Below are 13,260 nucleotides of genomic sequence, written 5' to 3' on the forward strand. Positions count from 1 at the left end.
CCCCATGAACCACTACCCTCACCCAGAACTCAAAGACTTGCCCGAAGACATTCGCGCCAAGATTTTGGAGGTCCAAGAGAAAGCGGGCTTTGTGCCCAACGTGTTTTTGGCCCTCGCCCGCCGCCCTGCAGAATGGCGAGCCTTCTTCGCTTACCACGATGCGTTGATGGTGCCCGAATCCGTGGGGCGCGGCAGCAACCTGACCAAGGGCGATCGCGAAATGATCGTCACCACCACCAGCGCGGCCAACCATTGCCTGTATTGTGTGATCGCGCATGGCGCGATCCTGCGTATTTATGAAAAAAAACCCTTGGTCGCCGACCAAGTCGCGGTCAACTACCGCAAGGCCGACATCACGCCACGCCAACGCGCCATGCTCGACTTTGCCATGAAGGTTTGCCAACACAGCGACCAAGTGGAAGACGCGGACTTCACGTCCTTGCACGCCCATGGTTTTGACGACGAAGACATTTGGGACATCGCCGCCATCACGGCCTTCTTTGGCTTGAGCAACCGCATGGCTAGCTTCAGCGGCATGGTGCCCAACCCTGAGTTTTATCTGATGGGCCGCGTGCCCAAGCAACAGTAAATGCAATGCCGCAGCGGGTGCGGCGCTTGCTGCATCGCGCCCTCCATCACCAGCCCCTTGCCCGGCATGCCTGAGGGCAAACCCGCTGGAGTACCTTGTGTGCAATTGCTGCCCGATATGCGCTGCGCGGTGTTTGGCCAACCCGAGCGGCCTGCGTTTTGTGGCGGTTTACAACCTGCGGCTGACATGTGCGGCGACCACCGCGACGCGGCGCTGTTGTGGCTCACTCAGCTCGATGCGTCCACCGCACCCATGCAGCGCTGAAGCCGCTTAAGGTGTGACCATCTCGCGCACCCAATCGGGCAAGTCCACCGCTTTTTGCTTGGGAAAGTCCACCCAAATGGTGGTGGCACCGCCTGCCGCATAAATCTCACCAGGGCTGGTGACCAGCTCCATGGTGGCCCAGGTTTCAAACGTGGTGCGGCCGGGGTCGCTGGCGTACATCTTGATCCGCAGATCACACGGGTATGCCAGTTGTTTGTAGAAGTTGCAAAACGCGTTCACGATGACGGGGCCTTCGCCCTCGGGCTTGGGCTCGGAGTTGAATTGGCGCAACCAGTCGACACGCGCAATTTCGAGGTATCGAAAATAAATCGTGTTGTTCACATGGCCCATTGCATCCATGTCGCCCCAGCGCACAGGAATGATGGTTTCATAGACCAGTTTTTTGTGTTCAGGAATGGTGTATCTCATAGCGAGAACCCATCGTCTGCCGAAATGATGGCGCCATTGATGAATGCACTTTCTGCGCTGGCCAGCAAGACCAACAAGGCGTCCAAATCCTGCGGATCACCCACGCGCTTGCGGGGCAACATGTTGACCAGCTTTTGACCTGCCTCTGTGCTCCAAATGTGTTGATTCATTTCGGTGCTGATGTAGCCAGGACAAATCGCGTTGACGTTGATGCCAAAACGCCCCCACTCCAAAGCCATGGCCTTGGTCATCTGAATCACGGCAGCCTTGCTCATGGCATAGGGCGCGATCTGGGGCAAAACTTTCAAGCCCACCACCGACGCAATGTTGATGATGCGCCCGCCCGTGTAGCTGCCTGGCGCAGCGCCCTTGGCGCGAGCCAGCATGCGCTTGCCCACTTCTTGCGCCACAAAGAACGAGCCCCGCACATTGGTGTTGAAGGTGAAGTCAAAGTCTTCTTCCGTCACATCTTGCACGCGCTGGGTGGTACTCACGCCCGAGTTGTTGACCAAAATATCAATGCTGCCCACCTCAGTTTCGGCATGGGCCACGGCCGATTGGATGCTACCCAAGGTCGTCACATCCAAGCTCACCACATGGGCATCGCCGCCCTCGGATTGAATTTCGGCGCGCAGCTCTTTGAGCTTTTCCACACGCCGACTGGCCAACACCACGGCGGCACCCGCACGAGACAAGGTACGGGCAAATTGCGCCCCCAATCCACTGGAAGCACCCGTGACCAAAGCCACGCGGCCTGACAAATCCATGCTGTACGCCATGCTGAACTCCAATTTGTTACGTTTTTTCATTATGACAAGTGCACATGTCCTAGGCCCTAAAATGTGTCTCAACTCTGACAAATGAACGAGACAAGCGACATGACACACGATGAAATCCTCGCCCAGTTCGGCCCCCGCGAAGCAATGGCTTACGACGTGGCCGTGATTGGCGGCGGCCCTGGTGGACTGGCCACTGCCATTCGCATCAAACAACTGGCCGCTGAAAAAGGCCATGAGGTGTCTGTGGTGGTGCTGGAAAAAGGCTCAGAGCCTGGCGCACACATCTTGTCAGGCGCTGTGATGGACCCCAAGGCCATCAATGAGCTCATCCCCAACTGGAAAGAGCTCGGCTGCCCCATCCACCAAGAGGTCACGGGCGATGATTTGCTGACCCTCACCGAAACCGGCGTTAGCCGTGTCCCCAACTGGTTGATGCCCCGCAACTTTCACAACGACGGCTGCTATGTGGTGTCGCTCAGCAATGTGGTGAAGTGGATGGCGGCCCATGCTGAATCGATGGGCGTAGAAATCTTCCCAGGCTTCACAGCGGCTGAAGTTTTGTATGACGAACATGGCGCTGTCAAAGGTGTGGCCACTGGCAACCTTGGCATTGGCAAAGACGGCGAACCCACTGACAACTTCCAACTCGGCATGGAACTGCATGCCAAATACACCATCTTTGCCGAAGGCGCGCGTGGTCATTTGGGCAAACAAGTGATTGCCAAATACAACTTGGCCAAAGGCCGCGACCCACAAAGCTATGCCATCGGCATCAAAGAATTGTGGGAAGTCGACCCTTCCAAAGCCAAGCCCGGCTTGGTGGTCCACACCTCTGGCTGGCCCATGCAAGACGACACCTTTGGCGGCGGCTTTTTGTACCACCTAGAGGACAACAAAGTCACCCTCGGCTTTGTGCTGGGCCTCGACTACAAAAACCCATGGCTCAGCCCCTTTGAGGAAATGCAACGCTGGAAAACACACCCAGCCATTGCCGCCCACCTCGAAGGTGCCAAACGCATTGGCTACGGTGCACGCGCCATCAACAACGGCACACCACAAGCTTTACCCAAAACCGTGTTCCCAGGGGGTGCGCTGATTGGTTGTGACGCGGGCTACTTGAACGCAGCCCGCATCAAAGGCAGCCATGCCGCCATCAAGAGCGGCATGCTGGCTGCCGATGCGGCTTTTGAAGCCGTGTCTGCAGGCCGCGCCAATGACGAGCTGAGCGCCTACCCCGCCGCCTTTGACAAGAGCTGGCTGCACACCGAACTGCACCAATACCGCAACTTCAAACTGTGGTTCAAAAAAGGCATGTGGGTAGGCACCGTGATGACTGGCATCGAGCAATGGTTCATGCCCAAGCTCGGCATAGCCTCCCCCCCTTGGACGCTTCACGGCGACAAGCCCGACCATCTCAGCTTAGAGCCTGCAAACCAGCACGCCGCCATCAACTACCCCAAGCCCGACGGCAAGCTCACGTTTGACCGCTTGAGCAGCGTGTTCATCAGCAACACCAACCACGAAGAAAATCAACCTGCGCACTTGACACTCAAAGACGCGTCTGTCCCTGTGCACATCAACCTCGCGACCTATGCAGGTCCCGAGAGCCGCTATTGCCCGGCTGGTGTGTATGAATACGTGAAGAACGAAGACAACACCGATCGTTTGCAAATCAATGCGCAAAACTGCGTGCACTGCAAAACTTGTGACATCAAAGACCCCACCCAAAACATCAACTGGGTCACGCCTGAAGGCGGTGGCGGCCCTAACTACAGCGGCATGTAAACACTATGAACCAATATCACGCAGAACACACTTGGATTCGCATCGAGGGCGACACAGCTTTGGTGGGCATCACCCAGCACGCTCAAGACACGCTGGGCGACATTGTGTTTGTGGACTTTGCAGACGTCGGCAAAACCTTTGCACAAGGCAGCGTCGCGGGTGTGGTCGAATCAGTCAAAGCCGCGGCCGACGTCCACATGCCCGCGAGTGTGGAAATCCTTGAACAAAACGAAGCCCTGCGCGCAGACCCTTCATTGGCCAACAGCGATCCCGAAGGCGCGGGATGGTTCTACAAGGTCAAGCCCAGCAACACGGCTGAGTTAGCTGGGCTGATGGACGCAGCGGCTTATCAGGCACTGACGCGCTAAGCACATCCCCTGCTGCCAGCCGTCTCTCAGTGGGTTGGGCGATCAGTCATGGCTCGCCGCGCAGATAGCCTACGGCCTCGCGACCCTCGCGCCAGCGCAGCAACAACCACGCAAGCACACCGGTGGCGATCAGCCAACCTGAAACATGGATGGCTTTTTGGCTGATGGCGTAGCTGATGCTGGAGTAGGTGAGCCACGCGCAGGCCGCACAAAACACCAGCGGCAGCAAGGGGTACAGCGGCACCTTGAAAGGTCGGGGGGCGAGCGGGTCGGTCTGACGCAGCCACATCAGGCCCACGCCCACCAAAAACAAAAAGCCCCAGAACACGGGAGCGGTGAACTCGACCATGGCAGAAAAGCCGTCGCCCTCTTGCATGCCCAAGAGCACCAGCGCAATCGAGATGGCCGCCTGCGCCCACAGGGCTTTGCGCGGCGCGCCGGCTTGGGTTTGCCACTGGCCCAAGGCCTGCAAGCTGGCCCAGTCTCGGCCCAGCGCAAAGTTGGTGCGCGCGCCCACGATCATGGTGGCGTTGATGCTGGTGAGCGCGGCGATCGCCACCGACAAACCGAGCGCTTTTTCAGCCCAGGGGCCAAAGGCCATGCCCACCATGCTGGACGCGGCCGTCTTGCTGCCCGACAGACCGGCCTGCCCCAGGCCCCACAAGAGCGCGAGATTGACCAGCAGGTAAATGGCCGTCAGCGCCAGCATGCTGAGCACAATGACCCGCACCATGGCGCGCGGACCGCCCTTGAGCTCGGCCGAGACATAGGCCGCCTCGTTCCAGCCACCAAAGGTCAGCAAAACAAACACCAGCGCCAAGCCCCATGCGCCCGCAGGCGGGACTTTTTCAAACCAGCTCAGGCTGGCGGGGGCAGACGCATCGCCATACCACAAACCTGCCACCACCACGGCCAGCAGGCCTGCGACCTCCAAGGTGATGAGCACCATCTGCATGCGCGACGAAGCATGGATGCCAGCGATGTTCACCAGGGTGAGCGCCACCACAATGACCAAAGCCCAAATGGCGCTTGAATGCGCGCCCAGCGGCACCAAGGTGCTGAAGTAGTCGCCAAACACAAACGCCAGCAAGGCAATGGAGCCGGTGTTGATGATGGTGGCGCGCGCCCAGGCGTACAAAAAGGCCAAGTCGCGCCCAAACGCACGGCGCAAGAAGTGGTAGTCCCCGCCCGCATGCGGGTAGGCTGTGCACAGCTCGGCATAGCACAGGGCGCCGGCCATGGAGATCAGCGCACCGGCCACCCAAATGGTCAAGGCCCAACCGGCATCGCCGCTGATGCCCGCCACCAAGGCCGGGGTTTTGAAAATGCCAGCACCAATGACGATGCCCACAATCAAGGCCACGGCGGCCGAGGCGCTCAAGAGCCGCGCGGGTTGCGCGCTTGGATTTGTCGTGTCGCTCATGTTCAACTCAATTCAATGCGCTTGAACTCAGGTACAGCGTGGCCTAAAGGCGGCTGCCATCCAAGGTCTGAACCAAGTAGTCTGTTGTGAGCGTGCCGCTCAAACGGTTGCCAGTGACTTTGCCGCGAAAGCTGCTCACCGCCGGACCATCAGCACGGAACTGAAAGCTCAAGTCTTCGCCCCGCAAACGGGTACCCAAAAGCTGATAGCTGCGGCCATCCAAAGAGATGGAGCCGCCCACGTTTTGGAAGGTTTGCTCTAAGCTGATCCGCGCGGTTTTACCGGCATCAAAGCTCACGCTCCAGCTGCCCTGCACAGGCGCGGGCACGATCCACATATAGGCATAGGCGCCAGCGGCCATCGCGATCTCATCGGCCTGCCAATCGCCCATCTCAAAGGCATGGGCCACCACACGCGTGCCTGGCTTCATTTTCAAAATCGTGGGCCGCAGGCGCAGGTTGAGGTCGGGCAAGAGGTACATGGTGACCACGTCGGCCGAGCTGAAGTCTTCTTTGAAAATATCGCCCGTGATGATGCGCACCTTGTCCTGCACGCCAGCCTCGGCCACCTTGCGTCTGGCAAATTCGGCCATGTTCGGGTTGAATTCAATGCCCACCGCATTGGCCTTGAATTTTTGCGCAGCAGCAATGGGAATAATGCCGTCGCCCGAGCCCAGGTCAAACACCCGATCTTGCGGCGTGACTTTGGCCATGGTCAGCATTTTTTCAACCAGCTCGGGCGGTGTGGGAATCCAAATCACGTCTTTGCCACTCTGCCCCCGCGACGGCTTGTAATTGGGGTCGGTGGCTGAGGGGTTAGCAAAGCCCACCGCCATCAAGGAAGACAACAGGACAAAAGCAAGACAGCGAGACAAGGGCAGCATGACAAGACTCCTAAAAATAAGTGAACTGAGGTGGTGAGTGGAAAAAAACATCAAACGATGACGGCTTGACCCAGTCGGGCAATGCCCTCGTTGATCTTGGCCACATCCGCAGTGGCAAAGCTCAAACGAATCGCTGATGCATCAGGGTTGCTGGCAAAAAACGGTGCACCGGGCACAAAGGCCACGCCTTGTTCAATGGCGCGTTTAGCCAGCTCAGCACCGTCTTTGACTTTGCCGCCAGCGCCCGTGAGCTGGGCCCAAAAAAACAAACCGCCTTGCGGTTGGGTGAAGGTCAGGGCATCGCCCAGCTCGCGCGTCAAAGCTTCTCCCATGGCTTGGGCGCGCTCGGCATACACACTGCGCACGTGCGCTAGGGTGGCGGGCATACGGCCCGCTTTGAGGTAGTGCGCTGCGGTGGCTTGTGTGAAGGTGGAGGTGTGCGCATCGCTGAATTGCTTGCACATGGTGGCGCGGGCCAACAGTTCGGGCGGTGCAACCATCCAGCCCAAGCGCAGCCCTGGCGACAACACCTTGCTGAGTGAACCGCAGTAAACCAACCAGTCGCGACTGCCAGGCACTTGGTCGCTCAATGCCAACAAGGAGGGAGGCGGTGGCTCGCCAAAATAAAGATCGCCGTACGGGTCGTCTTCCACCACCACGGTTTTGTATTTGACAGCCAGCTCCAGCACCCGCATGCGGCGCTCTAGGCTCAGCGTGGCTCCGCTCGGGTTGCCAAAGGTGGGGATCAGATACACCAGTTTGGGGCGGTGTTGAACCATCATTTCTTCAAGCTTGTCCACTTGCACACCGTGCGCGTCAATGGGAACGCCCAACACTTGTGGGCCGTATAGACGGAAGCACTGAATGGTGGCCAAGAACGTGGGGCCTTCGACCAAAGCCACATCGTTGGGGTTGAGCAAGGTTTTGGCAACCAAGTCCAATCCCTGTTGACTGCCCGTGGTGATGATCAAGCCGTTGGCGTCTAAAGCAGTCACGCCTTTGCTGGCCATGAAAGCGGCGAGTTGCTCGCGCAGTGGGTTGTAGCCTTCGGTCGCGCCGTATTGCAGGGCGGCACCGGGTTCTTCGGTCAAGGCTCGGTTGCTGGCTTCGCGAATGCCTTGCACATCAAACATGGCGCTGTCTGGAAAGCCACCCGCAAAACTAATGATGCCGGGCTTGCCCAGGAGTTTGAACAGTTCACGAATGGCTGAGGTTTCAACAAGGTCAAGGCGGTCAGCAAATTGCATGGTGAGGAATAATGGTCGTATGAAAACACAGCACATTGAGCCTTTTTTTGCGACGCTGAAAGCAGCCAATCCGCAGCCCAATACCGAGTTGGAATATACCAGCGTGTTCGAGTTGCTCAGCGCGGTTTTGTTAAGCGCTCAAGCCACTGACGTGGGCGTGAACAAAGCCACGCGCAAGCTGTTTGCAGTGGCCAACACACCGCAGCAAATTTTGGATTTGGGCCTCAATGGCCTGGAGAACTACGTCAAGACCATTGGCCTGTACCGCAGCAAAGCCAAGCACTTGATGGAGACTTGCCGCATCTTGGTCGAGCAGCACCACAGCGCGGTCCCCCGCACACGCGAAGCCCTAGAAGCCTTGCCGGGTGTAGGCCGCAAAACCGCCAACGTGGTGCTCAATGTCGCATTTGGCGAGCCCGCGATGGCGGTGGACACCCACATCTTTCGCGTGGGCAACCGCACGGGCTTGGCCCCAGGCAAAACCCCGTTGGCCGTAGAAATGAAACTGATGAAGCGTATTCCTGCCGCCTACTTGGTGGACGCGCACCACTGGCTCATCTTGCATGGCCGCTATGTGTGCCAAGCCCGCAAGCCTATGTGCTGGCAATGTGGGGTGTCTGAGTTTTGCAGCTTCAAGCCAAAAATACCAAAGCCTTGACTGACGCCCAATAAAAAAGGCCACGTCACGCGTGGCCTTGGTGGCAATCGCCAAAGATCAATCCGCTGAGACGCCAGCCTTACGGATAATCGGGCCCCATTTGTTGATCTCTAACTTCAGGTGCTCTTTCAAACCATCGGCCGTCATCTTGTCAGCCGTTGGAATGTCTGAGCTAAGTTCAGTCAAACGTTGCTTGATCGTGGGGTCAGCCATGGCAAAACGCAGGGCCGTGTTGATTTTCTTCAACACCGGCGCAGGCGTGCCTTTGGGTGCATACATGCCGTGCCAGACTTTGACTTCAAAGCCCTTCAATCCTTGCTCGTCCAAGGTGGGCACATTGGGAAGCGCAGCCAAACGCTTCAAGGTCGTGACACCAAAAACCTTGACGCGCCCATCTTTGATCATGGGCACCGTCTGTGTGGTTTGGTCGCACAAGATATCGACTTGCCCTCCCAGCAAATCATTCATGGCGGGGCCTGTGCCCTTGTAGGGAATGGTGTTGATGTTCACCCCAATCGCGCTTTTGAACATCAATCCGCACAAATTAGACACCGCCCCCAGGCCCGCATCGGCCAACGACACTTTGCTTTCGTTGGCTTTGATGTAGGCAATAAGTTCTTGTAAGTTGTTGGCAGGAATGTCTTTGCGCGCCACCAAAGTCATGGGCACATCCAGCACTTGGCCGATGTACTCAAAATCAGTCAAGGGGTCAAAGTTGAGCTTGTTGTACAAGGCCGGCGCAGTCGACATGCCCATGTGGTGCAAGAAAATGGTGTAGCCATTGGGGGCTGCACGCGCCACCTTGGTTGCCCCAATCGTGCCGCCCGCCCCGTTGACGTTTTCCACCACCACTGGCTGGCCCAAAGACTGCCCCATGGGAATTGACATCATGCGGGCCACCACGTCGGTAGGGCCACCGGCCGCAAACGGGACAACCAACGTGATGGATTTGTCTGGATACTTTTGCGCATGCGCAAAGCCACAAGCCAAGGCGCAAGCGGCCAATAGGGTTTTGATGGTTGTCATGGTTTTCATGCTCGTTTCCTCCTTAAAACATTGGAAGGAATGATCAAGGCATGTGCCAGCTCGGCGCAAGGTCGTAAACCCTTGCTCAACGCTGCAGCAGTCTGGGTCTTGTCATGCAGGTGACAAGATGGATTTGACCCTTGGCCAGTCCATCACAAGCCATAGCTGCGCCACGGCATGGGCCATCTCATCTGGCGTTGCGCCACCGCTGTGTGCCGCCAAGCGCAAGGCTTTGGCGGTGATTTCGTCACGGCTGAGGGTGTTGCCGGGGTCCCCCTTGGGTTCGTCCACACGGCCGAACAAGACGCGACCGTCGGTGGTGTACACCGAGACCTTGCCGATCCAACGCTGGGGATAGGCGCTGTCCACCTCTGGGTCCAACACCATCTCTACCTTGCTGCACAAGGTTTGGGTGATGTCGTCTTTGAAATGCTGGTCAAACTCGCTCAAACCCGCATGCTCATACTGGGCCACCAAGGCCAACACCGTGCCCATGCTGAACTTGCTTTGGTGCACCGTGCTGGGCTGGGTGACCGGACCCAACACATCGATCGCACCTTGGTGCACATGGGTGATGACGCGCGCCAAGTCAGCGACATGCAGTTGGTTGTCTTGCATGACCTTGAGCAAGGCATCGGCCGCTGGATGGGTATGGCGGCAGCATGCGTGGTACTTGAACGAGGTTTCTGCGGTGGCCCAGCGCGTGCCCAAACCATCGGTGAGTTTGCCCACATCGGCATCGCTGGACATGCCCGCAGCCATGCCCTGTGGGCCTTCAAGAATTTGCGCTGCACCTGTGAAGTTGTCTTTGGCCAAATAGGCCGCCATCAGACCCGCGCCTGCCGCATGGGCGGTATGCAACTGCTTGGAGTCAGCGGCTGTGCGCAAAAACTCCCACAAGCCTGCCGACTGCGTGCCAGCTGAGCCAAAGGCATGCTGCATTTGCTGGGCATTGAGCCCGAGCAAATGCCCCACCGCAGCCGCAGCCGCCAACGTGCCCGCGGTGCCCGTGGTGTGAAACACGCGGTAATGTGAACGGCCTAAAAACTCGCCCACGCGAATCCCCACCTCATAGCCCACCACGGCGGCAGTGATGAGCTGCGCCCCAGAGGCCCCTAAGGCTTGCGCCACGGCCAGGGCCGGTGGAAACACCACGGTGGCGGGATGAAACACCGAGCCGTTGTGCACATCGTCTTGTTCGGCCACATGCGATGCCGCGGCATTGGCCATGGCCGCCCAATAGGGGCTGGTGGTGCTGCGGTTGGTCAACACCTCGCAGGGGCCTGACGCGGGACCCATGCTCAAGGCAAATTGAGTCAAGGTCTCTACAGGCCGCGCGCCATGACCCGCGACGGCAGAACCAAACCAATCGACCCAGAGGTCTTCGGCTTTGCGCAAGACGTGTTCAGGAATGTCAGCGGTCTTCAGGCTGGCGGCATAACTGGCAAGCGAGGCTGAGGCACTCAGAGGCAAAGCATTCATCGTTGGATCCCCAGCTCTTTCAATATGGCTTCGGTGTGTTCACCCACTTTGGGAATGGCACCCATTCGGTAGTCAAATGCGCTTTGCTTGCCAGGCGGCAGCAAGGCCGGTAGAGCGCCAGCTGGCGAGCCCACTGTGGCCCATCGCGCACGCGCTTGCAACTGGGGATGCGCCCACAAATCAGCCATGGTGTTCATTCGGGCATTGGCAATTTGCGCCACATCCAAACGCTCAATGACTTGGGCGGCCGTCAAAGCGGCAAAGGTGTCGAGGATGATTTTTTCCAAGTCAACTCGGTGGGCGTTGCGTCGGGCATTGTTGTCAAACCGCACATCGCTGGAGAGCGCGGGTTGGTGCAAGACGTGTTGGCAAAACTGCACCCACTCGCGCTCGTTTTGCAAACCCAACATCACCGTGCCCCCATCACCCGCCGCAAAAGGACCATAGGGATAAATGGTGGCGTGCGCTGCTGCGCTGCGCGGTGGGGACGAAGCGTTGTCCATCGCGTAGTACATGGGAAAGCCCATCCACTCGCCCAGGGCTTCGAGCATGGACACATCGATGTGCGAGCCCTCGCCTGTTTTATCGCGCTGAATCAGTGCCGACAAAATATTGGTGTAGGCATACATGCCAGCGGCAATGTCTGCAATGGAGTTGCCGCTTTTGCTTGGATGGTCGGGTGTGCCTGTGACGCTCAAAAAGCCCGCCTCGCTTTGGATCAGTAAGTCATAGGCTTTTTTGTCGCGATAGGGGCCGTCGTTGCCGTAGCCTGAGATGTCACACACAATGAGGCGCGGGTTTTCAGCACGCAAGGTGCTTGCATCCAAGCCCATGCGTCCAGTGGCTCCCGGGGCCAGGTTTTGCACCAACACATCGGCCTTGGCAATGAGTTGTTTGAGGATCGCTAAATCTTGTGGGTCTTTGAGGTCCAGCGCCATGCTTTCTTTGGAGCGATTGACCCACACAAAGTGGGACGACTCGCCCCGAGCGCGCTGGTCGTAGGCACGCGCAAAGTCACCCACACCTGGGCGCTCGATTTTGATGACGCGCGCGCCAAGATCAGCCAATTGGCGGGTGCAAAACGGCGCAGCAATGGCGTGCTCCAAAGACACGACCGTGATGTGGTCGAGGGGACGAACTGGTGTGGTGGTCATTGCGACGCTCTCAAAACGAACGCGGCAAGCCAAGGATGTGCTCGGCCACGTAGCTGAAGATCATGTTGGTGGAAATCGGCGCCACCTGGTACAGACGCGTTTCGCGGAACTTGCGCTCGATGTCGTATTCGCACGCAAAGCCAAAGCCGCCGTGGGTTTGCAAACACACATTGGCTGCTTCCCAGCTCGCCTTGGCAGCGAGGTACTTGGCCATGTTGGATTCGGCACCAGCGTTTTGCATGGCATCGATTTTTTCGCAGGCCTTCCAGCGCATCAGGTTGGCCGCCTCGAGTTCAATGAAAGCGTCGGCAATCGGAAACTGCACGCCTTGGTTTTGGCCAATGGGACGGCCAAACACCACGCGCTCGTTGGCGTATTGGGTCGCTCGGTCAATGAACCAGTAGCCGTCACCAATGCACTCGGCAGCGATCAAGGTGCGCTCGGCGTTCAGGCCGTCGAGCAGCGTCTTGAAGCCCTTGCCCTCTTCGCCCAACAACGCGTCTTCGGGAATTTCAAGGTTGTCAAAAAACAGCTCGTTGGTTTCGTGGTTGACCATGTTCAGAATCGGGCGCACCGTCAAGCCGTTGCCAATCGCTGTTTTGAGATCGATCAAAAAGCAAGACAAGCCCTCAGACTTTTTCTTCACTTGGTCGGCTGGTGTGGTGCGCGCCAACAAAATCATCAGGTCGCTGTGTTGGATGCGCGAGATCCACACCTTTTGGCCATTGATGACCCACCGACCGTCCTTTTTAGTCGCGGATGTCTTGAGCTTGGTGGTGTCACTGCCCGTGGTGGGCTCGGTCACGCCCATGGACTGGATGCGTAACTCACCCGTGGCAATCTTGGGCAGCAGCATGTCTTTTTGTTGTTGCGAACCGCTGCGCACAATGGAATTCATCACGTACATCTGGCCGTGGCAGGCGCCCGAGTTACCGCCCGAGCGGTTGATCTCTTCCATGATGACCGAGGCCTCGGCCATGCTCAGCCCGGAGCCACCGTAGGCTTGCGGAATCAGTGCAGCCATCCAGCCCGCCTTGGTGAGTGCATCCACAAACGCTTCGGGGTAGCCGCGTTGCTCATCCACTTTGCGGTGGTACTCGGCAGGAAACTGGGCACAGAGGTCGCGCACGGCGTCGCGAATGTCTTGGTACTGATCGGGTTGGGTCAACATGT

The 13,260-nt window shown here is 58.2% G+C and carries 14 protein-coding genes; 5 read left to right on the forward strand and 9 right to left on the reverse strand.

All coding sequences use genetic code 11. The features are described 5' to 3' along the window. Window positions 1-4: 4 nt before the first annotated feature. The gene (locus tag V7Q41_RS08925) at window positions 5-589 is read left to right on the forward strand and encodes a peroxidase-related enzyme (protein WP_333845466.1); all 585 of its coding nucleotides are present in this window, start codon (window positions 5-7) and stop codon (window positions 587-589) included. After that, window positions 590-853, forward strand: coding sequence for a YkgJ family cysteine cluster protein (locus tag V7Q41_RS08930; RefSeq protein ID WP_333845467.1), 264 nt, complete (start codon window positions 590-592; stop codon window positions 851-853). Window positions 854-859: 6 nt separating this feature from the next. Here V7Q41_RS08930 and V7Q41_RS08935 read toward each other — a convergent pair whose 3' ends face one another. Together V7Q41_RS08935 and V7Q41_RS08940 are read right to left on the reverse strand one after the other, a co-directional pair. Further along, window positions 860-1,282, reverse strand: a complete 423-nt coding sequence (locus V7Q41_RS08935) for an acyl-CoA thioesterase (RefSeq protein ID WP_333845468.1) — start codon at window positions 1,280-1,282, stop codon at window positions 860-862. Beyond that, window positions 1,279-2,061: an SDR family oxidoreductase gene (locus V7Q41_RS08940; RefSeq protein WP_333845534.1), complete on the reverse strand. Its 783-nt coding sequence runs from the start codon at window positions 2,059-2,061 to the stop codon at window positions 1,279-1,281. Before V7Q41_RS08940 ends, V7Q41_RS08935 begins: the two co-directional genes overlap by 4 nt. A 99-nt stretch (window positions 2,062-2,160) precedes the next feature. Here V7Q41_RS08940 and V7Q41_RS08945 point away from each other — a divergent pair, with 99 nt between their 5' ends. Together V7Q41_RS08945 and gcvH are read left to right on the forward strand one after the other, a co-directional pair. After that, window positions 2,161-3,846, forward strand: coding sequence for an electron transfer flavoprotein-ubiquinone oxidoreductase (locus V7Q41_RS08945; RefSeq protein ID WP_333845469.1), 1,686 nt, complete (start codon window positions 2,161-2,163; stop codon window positions 3,844-3,846). 5 nt (window positions 3,847-3,851) lie between these two features. Next, the gene (gene gcvH / locus V7Q41_RS08950) at window positions 3,852-4,214 is read left to right on the forward strand and encodes a glycine cleavage system protein GcvH (RefSeq protein ID WP_333845470.1); all 363 of its coding nucleotides are present in this window, start codon (window positions 3,852-3,854) and stop codon (window positions 4,212-4,214) included. Window positions 4,215-4,260: 46 nt separating this feature from the next. Here gcvH and V7Q41_RS08955 read toward each other — a convergent pair whose 3' ends face one another. The 3 genes from V7Q41_RS08955 to V7Q41_RS08965 are packed head-to-tail and all read right to left on the reverse strand — an operon-like array spanning window position 4,261 to window position 7,767. Next, window positions 4,261-5,637 (reverse strand): APC family permease, encoded by a 1,377-nt coding sequence (locus V7Q41_RS08955; RefSeq protein WP_333845471.1) that lies wholly within the window; start codon window positions 5,635-5,637, stop codon window positions 4,261-4,263. Between the two features lie 43 nt (window positions 5,638-5,680). Then, window positions 5,681-6,520 carry an SAM-dependent methyltransferase gene (locus V7Q41_RS08960; RefSeq protein ID WP_333845472.1) on the reverse strand — a complete coding sequence of 280 codons (840 nt, stop codon included), beginning with the start codon at window positions 6,518-6,520 and terminating at the stop codon, window positions 5,681-5,683. Between the two features lie 50 nt (window positions 6,521-6,570). Beyond that, window positions 6,571-7,767: an aminotransferase-like domain-containing protein gene (locus V7Q41_RS08965; RefSeq protein WP_333845473.1), complete on the reverse strand. Its 1,197-nt coding sequence runs from the start codon at window positions 7,765-7,767 to the stop codon at window positions 6,571-6,573. A gap of 19 nt (window positions 7,768-7,786) precedes the next feature. Here V7Q41_RS08965 and nth point away from each other — a divergent pair, with 19 nt between their 5' ends. Continuing rightward, window positions 7,787-8,425 (forward strand): endonuclease III, encoded by a 639-nt coding sequence (nth, locus tag V7Q41_RS08970; protein ID WP_333845474.1) that lies wholly within the window; start codon window positions 7,787-7,789, stop codon window positions 8,423-8,425. 57 nt (window positions 8,426-8,482) lie between these two features. On the opposite strand, the gene V7Q41_RS08975 is transcribed toward nth, so the two are convergent. The 4 genes from V7Q41_RS08975 to V7Q41_RS08990 all read right to left on the reverse strand — a co-directional run bounded on the left by V7Q41_RS08975 (window position 8,483) and on the right by V7Q41_RS08990 (window position 13,258). After that, on the reverse strand, window positions 8,483-9,460 hold the full coding sequence (locus V7Q41_RS08975) for a tripartite tricarboxylate transporter substrate binding protein BugD (RefSeq protein ID WP_333845475.1): 978 nt from the start codon (window positions 9,458-9,460) through the stop codon (window positions 8,483-8,485). Between the two features lie 102 nt (window positions 9,461-9,562). Then, a complete protein-coding gene (locus tag V7Q41_RS08980; RefSeq protein ID WP_333845476.1) occupies window positions 9,563-10,933 on the reverse strand; it encodes an MmgE/PrpD family protein in 1,371 nt (456 codons plus the stop codon). Next, window positions 10,930-12,087: a CaiB/BaiF CoA transferase family protein gene (locus V7Q41_RS08985; RefSeq protein ID WP_333845477.1), complete on the reverse strand. Its 1,158-nt coding sequence runs from the start codon at window positions 12,085-12,087 to the stop codon at window positions 10,930-10,932. The genes V7Q41_RS08980 and V7Q41_RS08985 overlap by 4 nt, the downstream gene beginning before the upstream one ends. A gap of 10 nt (window positions 12,088-12,097) precedes the next feature. Then, window positions 12,098-13,258: an acyl-CoA dehydrogenase family protein gene (locus V7Q41_RS08990; protein ID WP_333845478.1), complete on the reverse strand. Its 1,161-nt coding sequence runs from the start codon at window positions 13,256-13,258 to the stop codon at window positions 12,098-12,100. Between the last annotated feature and the right edge of the window lie 2 nt (window positions 13,259-13,260).

It is taken from the genome of Limnohabitans sp. (genome assembly GCF_036804465.1).
In the GTDB taxonomy this organism is placed as follows: Bacteria; Pseudomonadota; Gammaproteobacteria; order Burkholderiales; family Burkholderiaceae_C; genus Limnohabitans.

Bases quoted from the DNA above. Each gene is read 5' to 3' on its own strand.
- V7Q41_RS08925 (WP_333845466.1), top strand. From the start codon at position 5: ATGAACCACTACCCTCACCCAGAACTCAAAGACTTGCCCGAAGACATT.
- V7Q41_RS08930 (WP_333845467.1), top strand. From the start codon at position 590: ATGCAATGCCGCAGCGGGTGCGGCGCTTGCTGCATCGCGCCCTCCATC.
- V7Q41_RS08935 (WP_333845468.1), bottom strand. From the start codon at position 1,282: ATGAGATACACCATTCCTGAACACAAAAAACTGGTCTATGAAACCATC.
- V7Q41_RS08940 (WP_333845534.1), bottom strand. From the start codon at position 2,061: ATGGCGTACAGCATGGATTTGTCAGGCCGCGTGGCTTTGGTCACGGGT.
- V7Q41_RS08945 (WP_333845469.1), top strand. From the start codon at position 2,161: ATGACACACGATGAAATCCTCGCCCAGTTCGGCCCCCGCGAAGCAATG.
- gcvH (WP_333845470.1), top strand. From the start codon at position 3,852: ATGAACCAATATCACGCAGAACACACTTGGATTCGCATCGAGGGCGAC.
- V7Q41_RS08955 (WP_333845471.1), bottom strand. From the start codon at position 5,637: ATGAGCGACACGACAAATCCAAGCGCGCAACCCGCGCGGCTCTTGAGC.
- V7Q41_RS08960 (WP_333845472.1), bottom strand. From the start codon at position 6,520: ATGCTGCCCTTGTCTCGCTGTCTTGCTTTTGTCCTGTTGTCTTCCTTG.
- V7Q41_RS08965 (WP_333845473.1), bottom strand. From the start codon at position 7,767: ATGCAATTTGCTGACCGCCTTGACCTTGTTGAAACCTCAGCCATTCGT.
- nth (WP_333845474.1), top strand. From the start codon at position 7,787: ATGAAAACACAGCACATTGAGCCTTTTTTTGCGACGCTGAAAGCAGCC.
- V7Q41_RS08975 (WP_333845475.1), bottom strand. From the start codon at position 9,460: ATGAAAACCATGACAACCATCAAAACCCTATTGGCCGCTTGCGCCTTG.
- V7Q41_RS08980 (WP_333845476.1), bottom strand. From the start codon at position 10,933: ATGAATGCTTTGCCTCTGAGTGCCTCAGCCTCGCTTGCCAGTTATGCC.
- V7Q41_RS08985 (WP_333845477.1), bottom strand. From the start codon at position 12,087: ATGACCACCACACCAGTTCGTCCCCTCGACCACATCACGGTCGTGTCT.
- V7Q41_RS08990 (WP_333845478.1), bottom strand. From the start codon at position 13,258: ATGTTGACCCAACCCGATCAGTACCAAGACATTCGCGACGCCGTGCGC.